This window comes from Skermanella stibiiresistens SB22, from assembly GCF_000576635.1.
In the GTDB taxonomy this organism is placed as follows: domain Bacteria; phylum Pseudomonadota; class Alphaproteobacteria; order Azospirillales; family Azospirillaceae; genus Skermanella; species Skermanella stibiiresistens.
The window spans coordinates 17,777-35,528 of the sequence record NZ_AVFL01000010.1 but is presented as its reverse complement, the minus strand read 5'-3'; the positions used below and the strand labels follow the sequence as shown (position 1 = coordinate 35,528).

Here is a 17,752-nt window from a genome sequence, read left to right as displayed (position 1 = left end):
TCTCACTTGACGCACTGATCCAGCCCATCCCGTTCCACGATCGACATGCGCTGCTGGATCACCCCCGCGCGGCCGGAGATGTAGCGGGTTGGCTTGTCCGGTGACCAGCGCAGCGGATTGGGCAGGACCGCCGCCATCAGCGCGGCCTCGCGGCGGGTCAGGTTAGCCGCCGACTTACCGAAGAAGGCGCGGGCCGCCGCCTCGGCGCCATAGATGCCGTCGCCCCATTCGATGATGTTGAGATAAACCTCCATGATCCGGTTTTTCGGCCAGATCAGCTCCATCCAGAGCGTGAACCACGCCTCCATGCCTTTCCGCACGTATGTGCGGTCCTGCCACAGCCAGGCGTTCTTGGCGGTCTGCATGGAGATCGTGCTGCCGCCGCGCAGGCGGGCGCCCGCCATGTTGCCCTGCCAGGCCTGACGCATCGATTCCCAATCGAACCCCGCGTGGCTGCAGAAAAGGCTGTCCTCGGACGCGATCACGGCCTGGGGCAGGGTGTCCGAGATGGCGCCAAGGCCTTGCCAGTCCTTGTCGATCCCCGAACCCCCGATGGCGCGGATCAGCATCAGCGGCGTGCCGGGCGGCGGCACCACGCGGTACAGGACGATCCAGCCGATCGACACCGCCGCGAGCCCCAATCCCAGGGCCAGGATGAACCGGATGAGCCATTGTCCATTCAGGCGCCCATTCACGCGGCGGGACGGGGCGGATGACGCGCGTCGCGCCCTGGGAGCGGGACTGGGGGAAGCGGGGCCGGGGGACATGGGGCCTTTCGGACGGCGACGGGTCCATCATCATAACCGTCCCGGAGGGTGAGGCAACCTCCGCCTGTTCCGCTCGCGCGGGAGCCTCCGTCCTCCTATACTGCCGCCGACATGGACATCGTTCAATTTCCAGCGCCGTCGCGGCGCCTGCTGTTGCCGGACGTGCCGGCGCTCGTCGCCGGCGCGCGCCGGGCCGTCTGGCTGACCGCCGACGGCGAGGTCGAGACCATCGACCTGGACGAGGCGCGGCGGCGGCTCCAGCGCGACACGCTGCTGGTCTGCCACGCCCGATCGCTCGCCCGGCGGCTCAACATCGACCGGTTCGTGGCGCTCGACGTGCTGGAACTGTACGCCTTCGTCCATCCCGCCCGCTTCGTCGTCCCGACCCCGCGTGGGCTGGCCGAGGCGCTGGGCCTGCCGCGTCCCGATGGCGCCGAGGACGACGCGCTGACACTGATCCGCGCCACCAGCCAATTGCTGACCGACTTGACCGATCCCGAGCGGGAGGAGAAGTCGGACCCGGTCGCCATCGCGTGGTTCATGGGTGTCGGCGGTCAGGGCTATTCCTGGAACTGGGCGCCCTTCGTGCTATCGGCCCTGGGCGTTCCCAACGGCCCACCCGGCGGCCGGGCTCTTGGCGCGTTCCAGGTCTGGAAGCGCATGGCGGAATGGGAGGATGGCCCGCCGGAGCCGCCGCCTGGCCAGATCCCCGTCCACGCCAACGACGCGCGCCGCCGGCTGTCCGACCTGCTCCAGTCCGGCATGCGCGGCGGCAAGGCGGCCGAGCCGCGGCCGCAGCAGTCGGACTACGCCAGCGCCGTCAGCACCGCCTTCACGCCGCGCAACCATCCGGGAACGCCCAACCTTGTGCTGGCCGAGGCGGGGACCGGCGTCGGCAAGACGCTGGGCTATCTGGCGCCCGCCAGCCTCTGGGCGGAAGTCAACCGCGGTCCCGTCTGGATCTCCACATATACCCGCAACCTCCAGCACCAGATCGACGGCGAACTCGACCGGCTGCACGCCGATCCCGCGGTCAAGGCGCGGAAGGTCGTGCTGCGGAAGGGCCGCGAGAACTACCTGTGCCTGCTGAACCTGGAGGAGGCCATCGCCAGCCTGCCGTCCCAGCCGGTCTTCGCCACGGCGCTGGGGCTGATGGTCCGCTGGGTCGCGGCGACCCGCGACGGCGACATGCAAGGCGGCGATTTCCCGGGATGGCTGCCCGATCTGGTCGGGCGAGCCAGGACCGTCACCTTGGCCGACCGGCGCGGCGAGTGCATCTACTCCGCCTGTCAGCACTATCGCAAATGCTTCATCGAGAACACGATCCGTCGCGCCCGCAAGGCCGACATCGTGATCGCCAACCACGCGCTGGTGATGATCCAGGCGGCATTGGGCGGCGAGGACACGGCGGCCCCGACGCGCTATGTCTTCGACGAGGGACACCATGTCTTCGACGCCGCCGACAGTGCCTTCGCCGGCCACTTGACCGCCCTGGAGACCTCGGAACTGCGCCGCTGGCTGCTGGGGGCCGAGGGGGGGCGAAGCAGCCGCGCCCGCGGCCTCAAGCGCCGGGTCGAGGATCTCGTCGCGGGCGACGACGAGGGCGCCGCCCTGGTCGACGAGGTCGTGATGGCGGCCAGGGCCCTGCCGGGCGAGGGCTGGGCCAACCGCATGAAGGACCAGATGGGAACCGGCGCCGCCGAGGCGTTCCTGCTGATGGTCCACCGACAGGTCCACACCCGCGCCCATGGCCGCGACAGCTTCTATAGCCTGGAGACCGAGACGGCGGAGCCGGTCGACGGGCTGGTCGCGGCGGCCGACGAGTTGGAGAAGGCGCTGGGACGGCTCCAGCATCCGCTCGAGGAACTGGCCAAACGGCTCACCGCCCGGCTCGACAACGAGGCGGCGGAACTGGACAGCGACACCCGCCGACGGATCGAGGCGATTTGCCGGAGCCTCCAGCGTCGCGGCGGCGTGACGCTCAAGGGCTGGCGCGACATGCTGAAAGCGGTCGGCCAGCCGACGCCCAGCGGTTTCGTCGATTGGTACGGCATCGAGCGGCAGGACGGCCGCGACCTCGATATCGGCATGTACCGCCACTACATCGACCCAACCATCCCGTTCGTCGCCACGGTGGGAGCGCAGGCCCACGGAATGGTGGTGACCTCGGCCACCCTGACGGATGGCACCGGCGACGTGGAACAGGACTGGCTGGCCGCCTCGGTCCGGACAGGCGCCGTCCACATGGCGTGGCCGGCGCTCCGCGCCAGCGTGCCGTCGCCGTTCGACTATCCGGCGCGGACCCGGGTGATGGTGGTCACCGACGTGCGGAAGGACGATCTGGTCCAGGTCGCCGCGGCCTATCGCGAGCTGTTCCTGGCGGCGGGCGGTGGCGGGCTGGGTCTGTTCACCGCGATCAGCCGGCTCCGCGCCGTGCATCAGCGGATCGCCGAACCGCTGGAGATGGCCGGGCTGCCGCTTTACGGCCAGCATGTCGACGGGCTGGACGTCTCAACCCTGATCGACATCTTCCGGGGCGAGGAGCAGGCCTGCCTGCTGGGGACCGACGCGGTGCGCGACGGCGTCGACGTGCCCGGCCGCTCGCTCCGTCTGATCGTGTTCGACCGCGTGCCGTGGCCCCGGCCGGACATCCTCCACCGCGCCCGGCGCGACGCTTTCGGCGCCAAGCGATACGACGACATGATCACCCGTCTGCGGTTGAAGCAGGCGTTTGGCCGGCTGGTCCGCCGGGCCGACGACATGGGCGTCTTCGTGCTGCTCGACCCGATGATGCCGTCTCGGCTGGCCGGCGCCTTCCCCGAGGGCGTCGAGTTGCGCCGCGTCGGCTTGGCCGAGGCGGTCCGGGTGACGCGCGATTTCCTGGCGCCGCCACCTTCCGACGGACAGCCGCCGGCGGAGCCGCGGTTACTGGAAGCGAAGCCGGAAGACTGATCCGCCCAGTGGTGATTTGCCGAACTCGGCGGTGCCATCCAGCTGGGTCGCCAGCGATCGTATGATCTGCATGCCGAGCCCGGTGCCGAGCGCCGGGTCGAAACCGTCCGGCAGGCCGACGCCATCGTCCTCGATCGTCAGCTCGCGTCCGCCATCGACCTCGCGCAGCGTGATCCGCAGCAGTCCGTCACGTCCCTGCGGAAAGGCGTGCTTATAGGCGTTGGACATGACCTCGTTGACGATCAGGCAGAGGGGAATGGCCATGTTCAGCGGAAACCAGGCGTCCCCGACATCGATCTCCAGCCGGACCTGGGTTTCCGAGCCATAGGCGCTCCGCAGGTTGTCGGCCAGCTGGCCGAGATACTGGGCGAAATCGACGTCGGTCAGCTCCTTCGAACTGTAGAGCAGGTGGTGCACCAGGCTCATGGCGTGGACGCGGTCCACGCTCTTCTGGAGCGACAGCTTGGTTTCCGCGTCGGGCGAGCGGGCGGCCTGCAACCTCAGCAGCGACGTGATGACCTGGAGGTTGTTCTTGACCCGATGGTGGACCTCCTGGAACAGCGTTTCCAATTGCTCGTTCGCCTGGGTCAGTTGCCGGGTTCGTTCCTCCACCCGCCGTTCCAGCGTCAGCTTGGCGGCGCGGTCGGCTTCGGCCTGCCGCACCGCCATCATGGTCAGGGGCCACAGGGCCATGCCGGCCGCGCCGGCCAACACCCAGTAGATCCAGATCTCCGCCAGCCAAGCGCTGGTGATGTGCCCGGCGGGAACGGCGACGCTGACGTGGAGTGGCAATCTGTCGGCCTTGTGATAGGCATGGATCGGGGTCGTCCAATCGAAGACTCCCGCCGGCCCGCTCAACCCCGAGGCCGTGTCCGGAGGGATCTCCAAGGCGGGCAAGGGTTCCGGATCGCCCAGCTGGACGCGGGTCAGGACTCCGCCATCTACGGCGCGTACGAGACTGATCGCGGGGTCCAGCCGCAGGTTCAGCGAACCGTAGAAGGCCGAGAAGAACGTCAGGTCGATGGTCAGGGAGACGACGCCGCGCAAGGCGCCATCCGGAGCCGAAAGCCGCCGGCTGAGCAGGAAGGTCGGCTGGCCGGTGACCCTGCCGATGATCAACTCGCCGACATACAATTCGCTGTTGGGCCGGCGGTGGGCGATGAAGGAATCGCGGTCGCTGGCGTTGCTGGGCGGGGTCGGCATCGACACCGTGCTCATGCGCAGCTGGCCAGTGCTGTCGTTCAGCCAGATGTTGTCGACATAGGGCAGACGGTCGGTCAGCGCGCGCATCCGATCCCAGAGCGCTTGGTCGGTGGCGATCTGGTCCCAGTTCATCCGCTCCACGGCGCTGGTGGTCTCGCGCAGCGCCAAGTCCGACGCCTCGAACAGCCGCGTCGCGTGGTCGGCCAGGAAGAACGCGGCGTTGCTGGTGGTCCGCTCGGCCTCCAGCACGAGGTTTCGCCGGGTGTCGTAGATCAGCCACGTCACCGCGGTGACGATGGCGACCAGCGCGAATATGCTGAGATTGATGGCGCTGGCGGTGCCGCTCGAATTGAACGGCCACCAGCGGCGTCCCAACCCGGCCCACGCCGCCGGACCCGTCGAGGACGGTCGCCCGCCGGGTTTGGATCCTGGGCGGTTTGGCGAGGTTGCGGGCAGTCGAAGGCTCCGATCGTCTGGTGGATATGATCTTGCGATACCTCGAGACTACCGGAACGCACACCCGCTTGACGATGTTTATCGGCGTCCTTCCAGCGAATGGCATACATCGCGCGGCATCCCGCCAGCACCTTCGAGTCCGCGTCAAGACCCTTGAAGTCGCGCGGTGGCGCGGGCACATTCCGGCGGCACAGACCCGACAAGGCAGATCATGATCGACCACCATACCGCGCTGATCTACACCATGGTGATGGTGTCCGCTTCCGACGCCGACATGACGGACGCGGAACTGAACACGATCAGCGAGACGGTCCGCTATCTACCCGTGTTCCGTGACTTCGATCCCGGCCGCATGACCGAGATCACCGCCGACTGCACCGAGTTGCTGGGCCAGCGCGACGGGTTGGACGCCGCCTTGGCCGAGATCAAGCGCGGCCTGCCGGCCAAGCTGCGCGAGACCGCCTACGCCGTCGCCTGCGACGTGGCCGCCGCCGACGGCTATACGACCCAGGAGGAGCTGCGGCTGCTGGAATTGCTGCGCGACAGCCTGGAGATCGACCGGCTCAACGCCGCCGCGATCGAGCGCGGCGCCCGCGCCCGGCACATGGTGCTTTGAAGGGTGTCAACCCAAGTGGATCACTTCGGCTGTTCGGTGGGCTCGTTGGCGTCGGGGACCTTGGCGCGGTCCTCCACATCCTGTTCCGACTCCTCCGGCCGCGATTGCCCGCCTTGGCGTGTCTCGCGCGCCACGTCGTTGCCTTGGACGTTTGTCGGGTTCTTCCTCAGCTGATCGACCGCGTTCCGGACTTTGTCCCCATTGTTTTCGCCGATCGGATCGGGTGACCGGGTGCCCTGAGGGGTCGAGCCCGGCTCCAGGCTGCGCGTGACGGCGGGGTCCTCCGTCAGTGTTTCCTTCTTGATCCCCTGGGCGCCGGCCGAGGCCGCGGCCACCGCCAGCATGACGGCGCCAACCATGATCGGCATCACGTGCAAGATGTTGATCCTTTCAAATTCACCGCGGCGTTTCTTCGCCGTGGTCATGATCGCGGCGACCGTTTCGTCGTCGTTTCCCATTGATCTCCGCCGAGGCTCAACAATCTTGTCTGAGTTTGGTTTCTTATGTATGCGAAGGTGACACTTTCCCCATGCGGGCGTGTTGAGCAGCCCAAAGGGGCCATTCCGCCCGACGTGGCGGAGGGAAAATAGAGGACGGCCGAGAGATGGCATCAGAAGACGGAAAAGCTGGGATCGGCGGGGTCGAGCGCCGCGATTTCCTCAAGGTGGTCGGTCTGGCCGGCACGGCCGCGGCGGTCGCCGTGCCGCTGGCCGCGACCGGTGCGGTGGCCGAGGAAAGCCAGGATGAGCGCGTCAAGGCGCGTTATCAGGAAACCGATCACGTCAAGCAGTTCTACGCGCTGAACCGGCTCTAGCGCGGTTCCAGGAGGAAAGACGTCAATGCTGGTCAAGAGACGCTCGGGAACCGCCCAACGCACGTCCCTCGCCGCCACGGTGGCGGCTTCCACCATCGCGGGCACGGGTCAGATCGACCGCCGCGGATTCCTGCGGAATTCCGGTCTGGCCGCCGGCGGCATGGCGGCGCTGGGCGCGTTGCCCTTCGCGACGGTCCGCAAGGCTGAGGCGGGCGCCGTCGATCCCGATATCGAGGTCACCCGCCGCAAGAGCATCTGTACCCACTGCTCGGTCGGCTGCACGGTGATCGCCGAGGTTCAGAACGGCGTCTGGGTCGGGCAGGAACCCGGCTGGGACAGCCCGATCAGCCAGGGCACGCACTGCGCCAAGGGGGCTTCGGTCCGCGAGTTGACCAAGGGCGAGCGCCGCAACAAATACCCGGTCAAGCTCGAGAACGGCGAGTGGAAGCGGATCACCTGGGATCAGGCGATCGAGGAGATCGGGAACAAGCTGCTGGAGATCCGCGAGAAGTCGGGTCCCGATAGCGTGTTCTGGCTGGGCTCGGCCAAGTTCTCCAACGAGGGGGCCTATCTCTACCGCAAGTTCGCGGCGCTGTGGGGGACCAACACGGTCGACCACCAGGCGCGCATCTGCCACTCCACGACGGTCGCGGGTGTCGCGAACACGTGGGGCTATGGCGCCATGACCAACAGCTACAACGACATCCAGAACGCCAAGGCGCTGATGATCATCGGCGGCAATCCGGCCGAGGCGCACCCGGTGTCGATGCAGCACATGCTGCGCGCCAAGGAGCACAACCGGGCGCCGTTCATCGTCATCGACCCACGCTTCACCCGCACCGCCGCGCACGCCACCGACTACATCCGCATCCGTCCAGGCACCGACATTCCGGTGATCTGGGGCATGCTCTGGCACATCTTCGAGAACGGCTGGGAGGATAAGGAATACATCCGCCAGCGCGTCTACGGCATGGACGAGATCCGCGCCGAGGTGAAGAAGTGGAATCCCGAGGAGGTCGAGCGGGTCGCGGGCGTGCCGGGCGACCAACTCCGCAAGGCCGCCGAGACGATGGCCAAGAACAAGCCATCGACCCTGATCTGGTGCATGGGCGCCACCCAGAAGACCGTCGGCACCGCCAATGTCCGCGCCTTCAGCATCTTCCAGCTGGCCTTGGGCAACATTGGCGTCGAGGGCGGTGGGGCCAACATCTACCGCGGCCACAGCAACGTCCAGGGCGCCACCGACATGGGGCTCGACGTCACCTCGCTGCCGTCGTACTACGGCTTGGCCGAGGGTGCCTGGCGCCACTGGGCGCGCGTCTGGGACGTCGACTACGAGTGGCTGAAGGGCCGCTTCGGCTCCAAGGCGCTGATGGAGACCAAGGGCATCCCGACCACCCGCTGGTTCGACGCCGTGCTGGCGAAGCCGGGTGAGTTGGAGCAGCCCAACAACATCAAGGCCTTCGTCACCTTCGGCCATGGCGGCAACACCGTCACCCGGATGCCGGAGATGCGCCGGGGTCTCGAGGCGCTGGAATTGCTGGTGGTGGTCGATCCACACCCGACCACCTTCGCGTCGGTCAGCGACCGCAAGAACGGCACCTACATCCTGCCGGCCTGCACCCAATTCGAATTGGCGGGCTGCCGGGCCGCGTCCAACCGGTCGCTCCAATGGTCCGACGCGGTCGTCCCGCCGATCTTCGAATCGAAGGACGACTACGAGACCATGTACCTGCTGGCCCGCAAGCTGGGTTTCGCGGAGCAGTTGTTCAAGCACATCACTGTGGATGGCACGAAGCCGCGCGCCGAGGACATCCTCCGCGAGATCAACCGCGGCGCGCTGGCGACCGGCTACACCGGCCAGTCGCCGGAGCGGCTGAAGGCCCACATGGATAACCAGGCCGACTTCGACAAGATCACCATGCGTGCCACCAAGGGGCCATGCGCGGGCGATTATTACGGCCTGCCCTGGCCGTGCTGGGGCACGCCGGAGATGAAGCATCCGGGCTCCGCCGTGCTCTACGATACCTCCAAACACGTGATGGACGGCGGCTTGACCTTCCGGGCGCGCTTCGGAATCGAGCGGAACGGCGTCAGTCTCCTGGCCGACGGCTCGTATTCCAAGGGCTCGGAGATCACCGACGGCTATCCCGAGTTCACCATGGCCGTACTGAGGAAGCTGGGCTGGGACGGGGACCTGACACCCGACGAGATGTCGGTGATCAACGCGATCGGCGGCGACAACGTCGATCAGGTCAGCTGGATGACCGACCTGTCCATGGGCATCATCCGGGTGGCGCTGAAGCACGGCTGCGTGCCGCATGGCAACGCCAAGGCGCGCGCGGTGGCCTGGAACCTGCCAGACCCGGTGCCGATCCACCGCGAGCCGCTCTACACGCCGCGCCGCGACCTGATAGCCCAGTACCCGGCGATGGACGATCGCCGCGACTTCCGCATGACGCAGCTCGGCAAGTCGGTCCAGGCGCGTGACGTGTCGAAGGACTTCCCGATCATCCTGACCTCGGGCCGTCTGGTCGAGTACGAGGGTGGCGGCGAGGAGACGCGGTCGAACCCGTGGCTGGCCGAGCTTCAGCAGACCATGTTCGTCGAGGTCAACACCCAGGACGCCGAGCGGCTGGGCATCCGGCACAAGTCGGACGTCTGGGTCTATGGCCCGGAATACAACAGCAAGGCCCGCGTCATGGCCTTCGTCACCAACCGGGTCGGGCAGGGCGTCGCCTTCATGCCGTTCCACTTCTCGGGCCATTGGGAGGGCGTCGACCAGCGGTCGAAGTATCCGCCGGGCACCGACCCGATCGTGCTGGGAGCGCCGGTCAACGCGGTCATGACCTATGGTTACGATCCCGTGACCTTCATGCAGGAAACAAAAGTGACCCTGTGCCGCATCGAGCCGGCTTGAGCGGGGAGGGTAGGGCAAGACCATGGCAAGAATGAAGTTCCTCTGTGACAGCGACCGGTGCATCGAGTGCAACGCCTGCGTCACCGCCTGCAAGAACGAGCACGAGGTTCCCTGGGGCATCAACCGCCGGCGCGTCGTCACCCTGAACGACGGCATGCCGGGTGAGAAGTCGATCTCGATGGCCTGCATGCACTGCACCGACGCGCCCTGCGCGGCGGTGTGCCCGGTGGACTGCTTCTACACGACGGCCGACGGCGTCGTGCTGCATTCCAAGGAGCTGTGCATCGGCTGCGGCTATTGCTTCTACGCCTGTCCGTTCGGGGCGCCGCAATATCCGAACACCACCAATTTCGGCGGCCGCGGCAAGATGGACAAGTGCACCTTCTGCGCCGGCGGGCCGGAGGAGGACATGACGATGGTCGAATACCACGGCTATGGCACGAATCGCTTGGCCGAGGGCAAGCTGCCACTCTGCGCCGAGATGTGTTCGACCCGCGCCCTATTGGCGGGTGACGGCGACATCATCGCCGACATCTACAAGGAGCGCGTCGTACGCCGCGGCTATGGCTCAGGCGCTTGGGGCTGGTCCACCGCCTACAAGAACGATCGGGCCGTCTGATGGGGAGAGGGTTCATGACATCGTTTCTGGGCAAGCTGTTCCCGGCCATCCTCATGGCGGTCTTCCTGCTGACGACGGCGCCGGCGGCATACGCCCAGCTCGACCAGCGGGTGTCGCCGGCCTCCCCCTCGACGAAGGAGGAGGTCGAGCTTTACGAGCAGCTCCAAGGCAAGCTGAGCGGCTATGTCAGCATCCCCGACGGCAAGCTGGCGACGCTGGTCCAGCCGGAAGGCCGCGAATGGCGTGACTTCCGCAACTACTACGGCCGCATCATCTCTGCCGTGATGATGCTGGGCATGCTGGCGCTGCTTGGCGTGTTCTACCTGTTCCGCGGTAAGATCCGGATCGCGGCGGGGCGCGCGGGGCGGACGGTCACCCGCTTCATGCCGATCGATCGCTTCGCCCACTGGCTGACCGCGACCAGCTTCATGATCCTGGCGCTGACCGGCTTGGTGCTCAGCTTCGGCCGGCCGCTGCTGATCCCGGTGATCGGCCACGAGGCCTTCACCGCCCTGAGCACCTACGGCAAATACTCCCACAACTTCCTCAGCTTCCCCTTCGTGCTGGGCGTGCTGTTGATGCTGGTGCTGTGGATCAAGGACAACATCCCGGAAAAGGCCGACATCACCTGGATCAAACAGGGTGGTGGCTTCCTCAACAACGGCTCGCACCCCGAGGCCGGCCGCTTCAACGCCGGTCAGAAGATGATCTTCTGGACCATCATCCTGGGTGGCTTGGCGATGGCGGTCAGCGGCTACATGCTGATGTTCCCGTTCTACCTGACGGGTGTCGGCGGCATGCAGATTTCACACATCGTGCATTTGCTGGGCACGGCGGTGATGGTCTCCGTCATCTTCGGCCACATCTATATCGGCACGGTTGGGATGGAGGGCGCCTTCGACGCCATGGGCAACGGCGAGGTCGATCTCAACTGGGCGCGCGAGCACCATGCCGGCTGGCTGAAGACGCAAGGCATCTCGACCGACACGCGCGACGGGCCAAGCAAGGTCCCGACCGGCGGTGGTCCTGTACCAGGCCTTGGCCAGCACGCGGGAGCCGACTGAACCGGCATCCGCCGGGACACGTTGGCGGACCCTGATACCGGAAAATCGATAGGGCCGGGGAGCGAAAGCTCCCCGGCTCATCTTTTTGGCGGAGCTGGTCAATTCCATCCTGATTGGCTAGGTCACGGACGGATTTATGCCAAATTGCTAGCTAGCCGCGAAATATCCAAAGGGTTATCAAATCCCACATAGCGGGTGTGGGAGAAAGTACCGTGTACAAGATTCTAAGATCGACGTTCTTTCTTGCGGTGTTTTCACTGGTCGTTCCGTATCTGACCATGGTCTCGCGGGACGCCCTGGCGGGCACCCTCGCGGCGCCGGCCGGGCCGGTGGTGCTGACCGTCACCGGCAAGATCGACAACACCAACGCTCCTTCCGCCGCCCAATTCGATCTCGCCATGCTGGAAGCGCTGCCGGGGCGGGTGGCGAGGGTCACGACGCCGTGGGCCGAGGGGGTCAACGACTTCAAGGGGCCGCTGACCCGCGCCCTGCTGGAGGCGGTGGGAGCGCGGGGCACCAAGCTCAAGGTCACGGCGCTCAACGATTACTCCGCCGAAGTACCGTTCGAAGACTTCATGAAGTTCGACGTCATCCTGGCGGTGAAGAAGAACGACGCGTACCTCCCGGTGCGCAACCAGGGGCCGATTTTCGTCATATATCCCTTCGACACCACACCGAATCTCTACAACGAAGTCTATTTTGGCCGCTCCGTCTGGCAGGTGAAGAGCATCGAGGTTCAATGAACCGTCTCCGGCAGGAGCCGGGTGGTTCCCACGGGTGATGGAGGGTGGTCGATCGTGATGCTGCATTCGCTGCGCGCACGGGTGTTGCTGGGGCTCAGCGGTTTGCTCTTCGGCTCCTGTGTGGTGCTGTTGACCTTGCTGATCGATCGGCAAAAGGAAGTCGAAAACAGCGTGCGCGAGGACGCCGTCTGGGCGGTCTACCAGCTCGACCGGGAAACCGTCAAACTGGAGGCGGCCATCGCCGACCACATCGCCAACCCGTCGCCCGAACGCGCGGCGGAGATGGTGTTGCGCTACGATATCCTGTTCAGCCGGACCAATCTCCTGCGCGGCGGCCAGCTTCGCGCCATCCTCGCGATCGATCCGTCCGACGGCGACCGCGCCAGACGGATCGTGGCCGAGATCGAGGCGCTGGCTACCCATGTCGACGCCATGGCGATCGGGCCGTTGCGCGACGGGGTCAGGAGCCTGCGTCGGATGACCGAGGAGCAGCTGGTCAAGATCAACGCCAACCGCTCGCTGGAGCTGGTGACGCACCGTAGCGCCACGCATCGGCTGTCGGAAACCCTGGCGGTCTGCGTCGCCGCCATGGCCGCGAGCATGGCCGGTCTCGTGACGTTGCTGTTCCGCCAACTCCGCGATCTCAGCCGCGCCCGCGCCCGTCAAGCGGCGCTGGCGGACGAGTTGGAGCTCGCGCTGTCGGCGGCCGAGGCCGCCAACCGGGCCAAGTCGGTCTTCCTCGCCACCATGAGCCACGAGATCCGCACGCCGATGAACGGCGTGATCGGCATGGCCGACCTGCTGCTTGGAACGCCGCTCACCTCCGAACAGCGGCGTCAGGGGCAGGTCATCCTGTCATCGGCGGAATCGCTGCTGACCGTGCTGAACGACATTCTCGACTTCTCCAAGATGGAGGCCGGCCGGCTGGAGCTGGACGACTCCGATTACGATCTGGAGTCGTTGGTCCGGGGCGTGGTCGATTTGCTGGCGACTGGTGCCGAGGAGAAGGGAGTCGCGCTCGGCATGACGATCGATGCCGCCGCCCGCGTGACGCTGCGGGGCGATGCCTGCCGTGTCCGCCAAGTGTTGATGAACCTGATCGGCAACGCCATCAAGTTCACCCCGCGGGGCGGCGTGCGCGTGACGGTCGGGGTGGCCCCGTCTGGTGACCTCAAGGTCTCGGTCACCGACAGCGGCATCGGGATTTCCGAACAGGGCATGGCGAACCTGTTCCAGATGTTCAACCAAGTCGATGGGCAAGCGCGGAGCCAAACCGGCGGAACCGGGTTGGGACTGGCGATCAGCCGGCGGCTGGTCGAGATGATGGGCGGCCGGATCGGCGTCGAGAGCGTCCAAGGGGAGGGGAGCACGTTCTGGTTCACCCTGCCGATGAGGCTGGCCCTGGCCCCCGTGACGCCCTTGGCCGCACCCACCGCATCCGGTCGGGACGCCATCCGTGCCGACGCACCGGAGCCGGCTCGACCGCTCCGCATCCTGGTCGCCGACGACAACGCGGTCAACCAACAGGTCGCCGCCGGCATGCTCCGGCGCGGCGGACATCTGGTCGATGTCGTAGGCGATGGCGCCGCGGCGATCGAGCGGGTGGCGACCGGCGCCTATGATCTGGTGCTGATGGACGTCGAGATGCCCGAACTGGATGGCTTCGAGGCGACCCGGCGCATCCGGACGCTGGAGGGCCCGATGTCCTTGGTGCCCATCATCGCCCTGACCGCCCACGCCATGCGCGGCGACGAGGCGCGCTGCATCGACGCCGGCATGAGCGACTACATGCCAAAACCGATCAGCCGCGCTCGCTTGGACGAGGCGGTCCGGCATTGGAGCCGCCAGGCCATCCGCGAGGGGAACATCATCAAATCGACCGGGACCGCGGGAGCCGCCGAGGCCGCCGAGGCGACGCTCGACCGTGATGTGCTGGACGACCTGCTGGAAACCATGGGCTCGGATGCCGGCATGCTGTTCGAGACGTTCCTCAGCGACTCCGCCCGCCGTGTCGCGACCTGCCGCGGCCTTTTGGCCGCCGGCGATCTGACGGGGATGGAGGCGGAGCTTCACAGCCTGTCGGGGGCGGCGGGAAGGCTGGGGCTACCCGCCCTGGTGCAAGCCTGCGAGAGGCTGCGTTCGGTCATAGCCGGTGGCGAGCGGCCCTCCCTGACCCTGATCGATCGCATCGAAGACGCCATGGCGGATGCCCGCCAGGCGTTGGCCTCGCGCGAACTCGCGGCCTGAACCAACAAAACGCATAGGATACCGCCGCCATGACCGTCATGGACCTGCTGATCGTCGACGACAACCCCGCCAACCTCATGCTGATGAGCCGCTACGCCCAAGCGATCGCCGGCGCCGCGATCCATGGCGTCAGCAGTGCGTCGGAGGCGCTGGACTGGTCCCGGCATCACGATGTCGATCTGGTCGTCACCGATTTCATGATGCCCCAGATGGATGGCATCGAGTTCCTGCAAAGACTTCGGCGTATCGAGAACACGGCCGAGGTGCCGGTGATCATGGTGACCGGTCACGCCGCCAAGGAATTCCGGCGCGAGGCGCTGGTCCGCGGCGTCACCGATTTCCTCAACAAGCCGATCGATCGGATCGAATTCACCGCGCGCTGCCGCAACCTGCTGGAGCTTCGCGCCAGCCACCGGCGGCTCAAGGAGCAGGCGGCCGGCGAGTTGATCATGCGGCTATCCCGCTCGATCGAATCGCGCGACAGCGAGACCGGCGCCCATCTCGACCGCATGGCGCGCTACGCCAGGGTGATCGCCGCCGGCGTCGGCCTGTCCGAGGCCATGCAGGAGCGCATCCAGATGGCGGCGCCGATGCACGATGTCGGCAAGGTGGCGGTGTCCGACGAGATCCTGTTCAAGCCGGGCCGCTACACCCCGGAGGAATACGAGGTCATGAAGCTGCACACGATCCACGGCGCCCGCATCCTGGATGACAGCTCCTCGCCCCTCATCCGCCTGGCGGCGTCGATCGCCCTGACGCACCACGAGAAGTTCGATGGCAGCGGCTATCCCAATGGCCTGAAGGGCGAGGAGATCCCGCTTGCTGGCCGCATCATCGCGATCGCGGACGTGTTCGACGCGCTGACGACGCGGCGCCCGTACAAACCGGCGTGGTCGCTGGAGCAGGCGCTGGCGTTCCTGCGGGATAACACCGGGTCCCACTTCGATCCGCTCTGCATGTCGGCGTTCTTCGACAACCTGCCGACGCTTCTCAGGATCAAGGCGGAGTTCGCCGATTGAGGCGCCGGCCGGAGCGGGGAAGTCGCGCCGCATATTGCGATCGCCCCGAAAACGGATTCGCGAATTGCGACACGGAATGAAGTCGATATTATGGAGATGTCGTGAATTAGGCCAGGAATCTAAAACAAAAGTCAGATGATCACTTGGCATCGATCGTGCAAACCATAGGAACCATGTTCAAGCGGTGCAATGGTCACTCGAGAGGTGCATGGATGACTTCGAATCTGGCAAATCCCCAAACCCACTCCCCCGATCGGATCGAGGCGATGAGCGCCACCAAGGGTGTCATCGACTTGGCCGAGGCGCGAGCCGCCCGGACCAGGGTTAGCCCATCGCATGTGACGTCCCAAGGGGCATCCTACGAGAATACGGCCGCCAAGCTGTTCCGCGACCTGGAGGCCCAGGCTAACATGATCGGCGAGGTCACCAGCAGGATGGTTTCGCAACTGGCGGGATTCACCGACAATCTGGACGAGGTGCTGGAGGAGGCGCGCGAGGTTCGCGAGTTCTGCGCCGCCTGTCAGGAGGCCCTGCTGCTGAACGACATCGAAGCGATGGAGCAAGCCCGCGACCGCTTGGCGGTCGAGTACGCCAACTTGGAGATCGGCGCGCGCAGGGCGGGGTGCGACTGATCCATCCGCCACTGGACGGCGCGGCGGTCATGGCGTCGCCGCCACCGTCTCAGGGGTACCAGGGACCGCCACCAGCTTCCACGTAGGTCACGGCGACGTGCAGCAGGGTGAAGACCAGCACCATGGCGGCCGCCACGCCACTGATCAGATTGGCGCGCCTTCTCGCGTCCACGCCTATTCGCCGCTTCGCGTCCAAGGCGCGTTGTCCGGCGGCCTGGACGCTCTTGCGGGTGATCGACAGTTCCCCGCGCCGGCCATTGTTCGACCATTCGACCACCAGGGTCCTGGCCTTGCCGGCCTCGATCGTACGGCGCGCGAAGTCGCGCGCGATCCGGGAGGACGGGAACTGCCCCATCAACTCCCCGGATTCATCCACCACCCGGTAGAATTCCCCGTCGCCGTCGGCGGCCTTGGTGGCGGCCTTGGTGGCCGCCTCGCTCATGACGCCGCTCATGAGGAGGGCGTGCGGGCGTTGAGCCGACCGAACCTGGCCGACATCTCGTGATCGATCAGCCCGGTGCGCCAGTCCTCGTTCTGCTGCACGATGCGGGTCTGGCGGCGTTGCGGGTCACCGGTCTCGGCCCGGACTCCCGTGCTGGATTCGGCGCGCGGCACCACCGGGATGATCCGCATGATCTCGTTGAGGCGCTGGCGCTTGGGAATGGAGCGGTCGGAGTTGGTATCGTTCCACAGGTCGCAGACATAGGTCCAGCCGTCGAGCAGCCATGATAGGCGCTCCATGGCTTGGCGCGTGGTGGTGACTCGGGTGTCCCATTCGGTGACGTAGCGGACGATGTTACCGACATCGCGGTCGATGTCGCCCAGGATGCCATTGCCGATGCGGAGCGTCAGCTGGGCGACGTCCGCCAAGGTGCGGGCCGCCCCTCCCGACTCGCCGCGCACGACCTCGTCCCGGAACTCGTTGAGCCGGCGCAGCAGCTGGCGCAGGCGCCCGCGCTGCCCCTCGATCTCGAAGCCGATCGGTTGGATCACGTCGCTCAACTCGACGATCCGCTGGTGGCAGATCTCCGGGGTGGCGCCGATGCTGTCGCCCAGCCGCCGGAACGCCTGGCGGACCATCGCCTTGCCTTCCGGCGAGTTGACGTTGATCAGCGCCAGGGTCGCGCGGTCGGTGTTGACGCCCGTCGCCTCGATCACCCTCAGCATCAGGAAGAAGCTGGTCGCCAGCTTTTCCGTCGCCTCCTGCTCGATCGACTTGGACGCCATGTCGATCAGTTCGGGACCGCCCAGGCCGGTGCGGGCGACGCGGTAGGCGGCCAGCCGGATCTTGTCGGGCGTGGTCGCGTCCGAATACGAGATCTCGGCGTGGAGCGCCTTGTCGTGCAGGGTCAGGCGAACGACCTGCGGGATGCTGTTCCACGGGAAGACATAGGTGCAGCGGCCTCCCGAGAAGCCGTTGACCAGCACTTCCAAGCTGCCGCGCGCACCGCGGCGCAGCCGGGAATAGGCCAGTTCCGGCGTGGTGAAGGGGACGGTGGTGCCGCGCTCCTCGAAGGTGGAGGGCACCATGTCCTGGATGGCATCCGCTATCTGGTTGATGGCAGAGGGTGCAGTCATTCCCAACCTCGATTACGCAACCCGAAGGCGAAATTGCCTCACATCCTTAGACTTCTACTATTTTAGACGACTTCTCTCCATATCTAAACTATATAAAGGGTTATAGGCGCAAAGTGTGTAGT

Annotated in this window: 15 protein-coding genes; 10 read left to right on the top strand and 5 right to left on the bottom strand. The window is 66.4% G+C overall.

All coding sequences use genetic code 11. The features are described from left to right. Window positions 1–2: 2 nt before the first annotated feature. Window positions 3–767, bottom strand: a complete 765-nt coding sequence (gene mtgA / locus N825_RS14910) for a monofunctional biosynthetic peptidoglycan transglycosylase (RefSeq protein WP_084164749.1) — start codon at window positions 765–767, stop codon at window positions 3–5. A 111-nt stretch (window positions 768–878) separates the two neighbouring features. On the opposite strand from mtgA, the gene N825_RS14905 reads away from it, so the two are divergent. Next, window positions 879–3,719: an ATP-dependent DNA helicase gene (locus N825_RS14905; RefSeq protein ID WP_037453261.1), complete on the top strand. Its 2,841-nt coding sequence runs from the start codon at window positions 879–881 to the stop codon at window positions 3,717–3,719. On the opposite strand, the gene N825_RS14900 is transcribed toward N825_RS14905, so the two are convergent. Beyond that, the gene (locus N825_RS14900) at window positions 3,693–5,297 is read right to left on the bottom strand and encodes a sensor histidine kinase (RefSeq protein ID WP_037453258.1); all 1,605 of its coding nucleotides are present in this window, start codon (window positions 5,295–5,297) and stop codon (window positions 3,693–3,695) included. The genes N825_RS14905 and N825_RS14900 overlap by 27 nt on opposite strands. Window positions 5,298–5,589: 292 nt before the next feature. On the opposite strand from N825_RS14900, the gene N825_RS14895 reads away from it, so the two are divergent. Continuing rightward, complete coding sequence (locus tag N825_RS14895; protein ID WP_037453255.1) at window positions 5,590–5,994, top strand: tellurite resistance TerB family protein; 405 nt, start codon at window positions 5,590–5,592, stop codon at window positions 5,992–5,994. A gap of 20 nt (window positions 5,995–6,014) precedes the next feature. On the opposite strand, the gene N825_RS14890 is transcribed toward N825_RS14895, so the two are convergent. Then, window positions 6,015–6,452, bottom strand: a complete 438-nt coding sequence (locus N825_RS14890; protein ID WP_037453253.1) for a hypothetical protein — start codon at window positions 6,450–6,452, stop codon at window positions 6,015–6,017. A gap of 146 nt (window positions 6,453–6,598) precedes the next feature. On the opposite strand from N825_RS14890, the gene N825_RS14885 reads away from it, so the two are divergent. The 8 genes from N825_RS14885 to N825_RS14850 all read left to right on the top strand — a co-directional run bounded on the left by N825_RS14885 (window position 6,599) and on the right by N825_RS14850 (window position 16,052). Further along, window positions 6,599–6,808 (top strand): twin-arginine translocation signal domain-containing protein, encoded by a 210-nt coding sequence (locus N825_RS14885; protein WP_037453252.1) that lies wholly within the window; start codon window positions 6,599–6,601, stop codon window positions 6,806–6,808. Between the two features lie 25 nt (window positions 6,809–6,833). Then, window positions 6,834–9,728 carry a molybdopterin-dependent oxidoreductase gene (locus tag N825_RS14880; protein WP_037453250.1) on the top strand — a complete coding sequence of 965 codons (2,895 nt, stop codon included), beginning with the start codon at window positions 6,834–6,836 and terminating at the stop codon, window positions 9,726–9,728. Window positions 9,729–9,750: 22 nt separating this feature from the next. Continuing rightward, window positions 9,751–10,347 (top strand): formate dehydrogenase FDH3 subunit beta, encoded by a 597-nt coding sequence (gene fdh3B, locus N825_RS14875; RefSeq protein ID WP_037453249.1) that lies wholly within the window; start codon window positions 9,751–9,753, stop codon window positions 10,345–10,347. Window positions 10,348–10,361: 14 nt separating this feature from the next. Continuing rightward, on the top strand, window positions 10,362–11,411 hold the full coding sequence (locus N825_RS14870) for a formate dehydrogenase subunit gamma (protein WP_051512393.1): 1,050 nt from the start codon (window positions 10,362–10,364) through the stop codon (window positions 11,409–11,411). A gap of 212 nt (window positions 11,412–11,623) precedes the next feature. Beyond that, entirely contained in the window at window positions 11,624–12,154 is a 531-nt protein-coding gene (locus tag N825_RS14865) for a putative pterin-binding protein (protein ID WP_198038335.1), read from the top strand. A gap of 57 nt (window positions 12,155–12,211) precedes the next feature. Beyond that, window positions 12,212–14,401, top strand: coding sequence for an ATP-binding protein (locus N825_RS14860; RefSeq protein ID WP_051512392.1), 2,190 nt, complete (start codon window positions 12,212–12,214; stop codon window positions 14,399–14,401). Between the two features lie 29 nt (window positions 14,402–14,430). After that, window positions 14,431–15,420, top strand: a complete 990-nt coding sequence (locus N825_RS14855; RefSeq protein WP_245613122.1) for an HD-GYP domain-containing protein — start codon at window positions 14,431–14,433, stop codon at window positions 15,418–15,420. 212 nt (window positions 15,421–15,632) lie between these two features. Further along, on the top strand, window positions 15,633–16,052 hold the full coding sequence (locus N825_RS14850) for a hypothetical protein (RefSeq protein ID WP_037453243.1): 420 nt from the start codon (window positions 15,633–15,635) through the stop codon (window positions 16,050–16,052). 49 nt (window positions 16,053–16,101) lie between these two features. Here the strand turns inward: N825_RS14850 and N825_RS14845 are convergent, their stop codons facing one another. Beyond that, window positions 16,102–16,494, bottom strand: a complete 393-nt coding sequence (locus N825_RS14845) for a hypothetical protein (RefSeq protein WP_157619235.1) — start codon at window positions 16,492–16,494, stop codon at window positions 16,102–16,104. A gap of 8 nt (window positions 16,495–16,502) precedes the next feature. Next, complete coding sequence (locus N825_RS14840) at window positions 16,503–17,630, bottom strand: hypothetical protein (protein WP_157619233.1); 1,128 nt, start codon at window positions 17,628–17,630, stop codon at window positions 16,503–16,505. Between the last annotated feature and the right edge of the window lie 122 nt (window positions 17,631–17,752).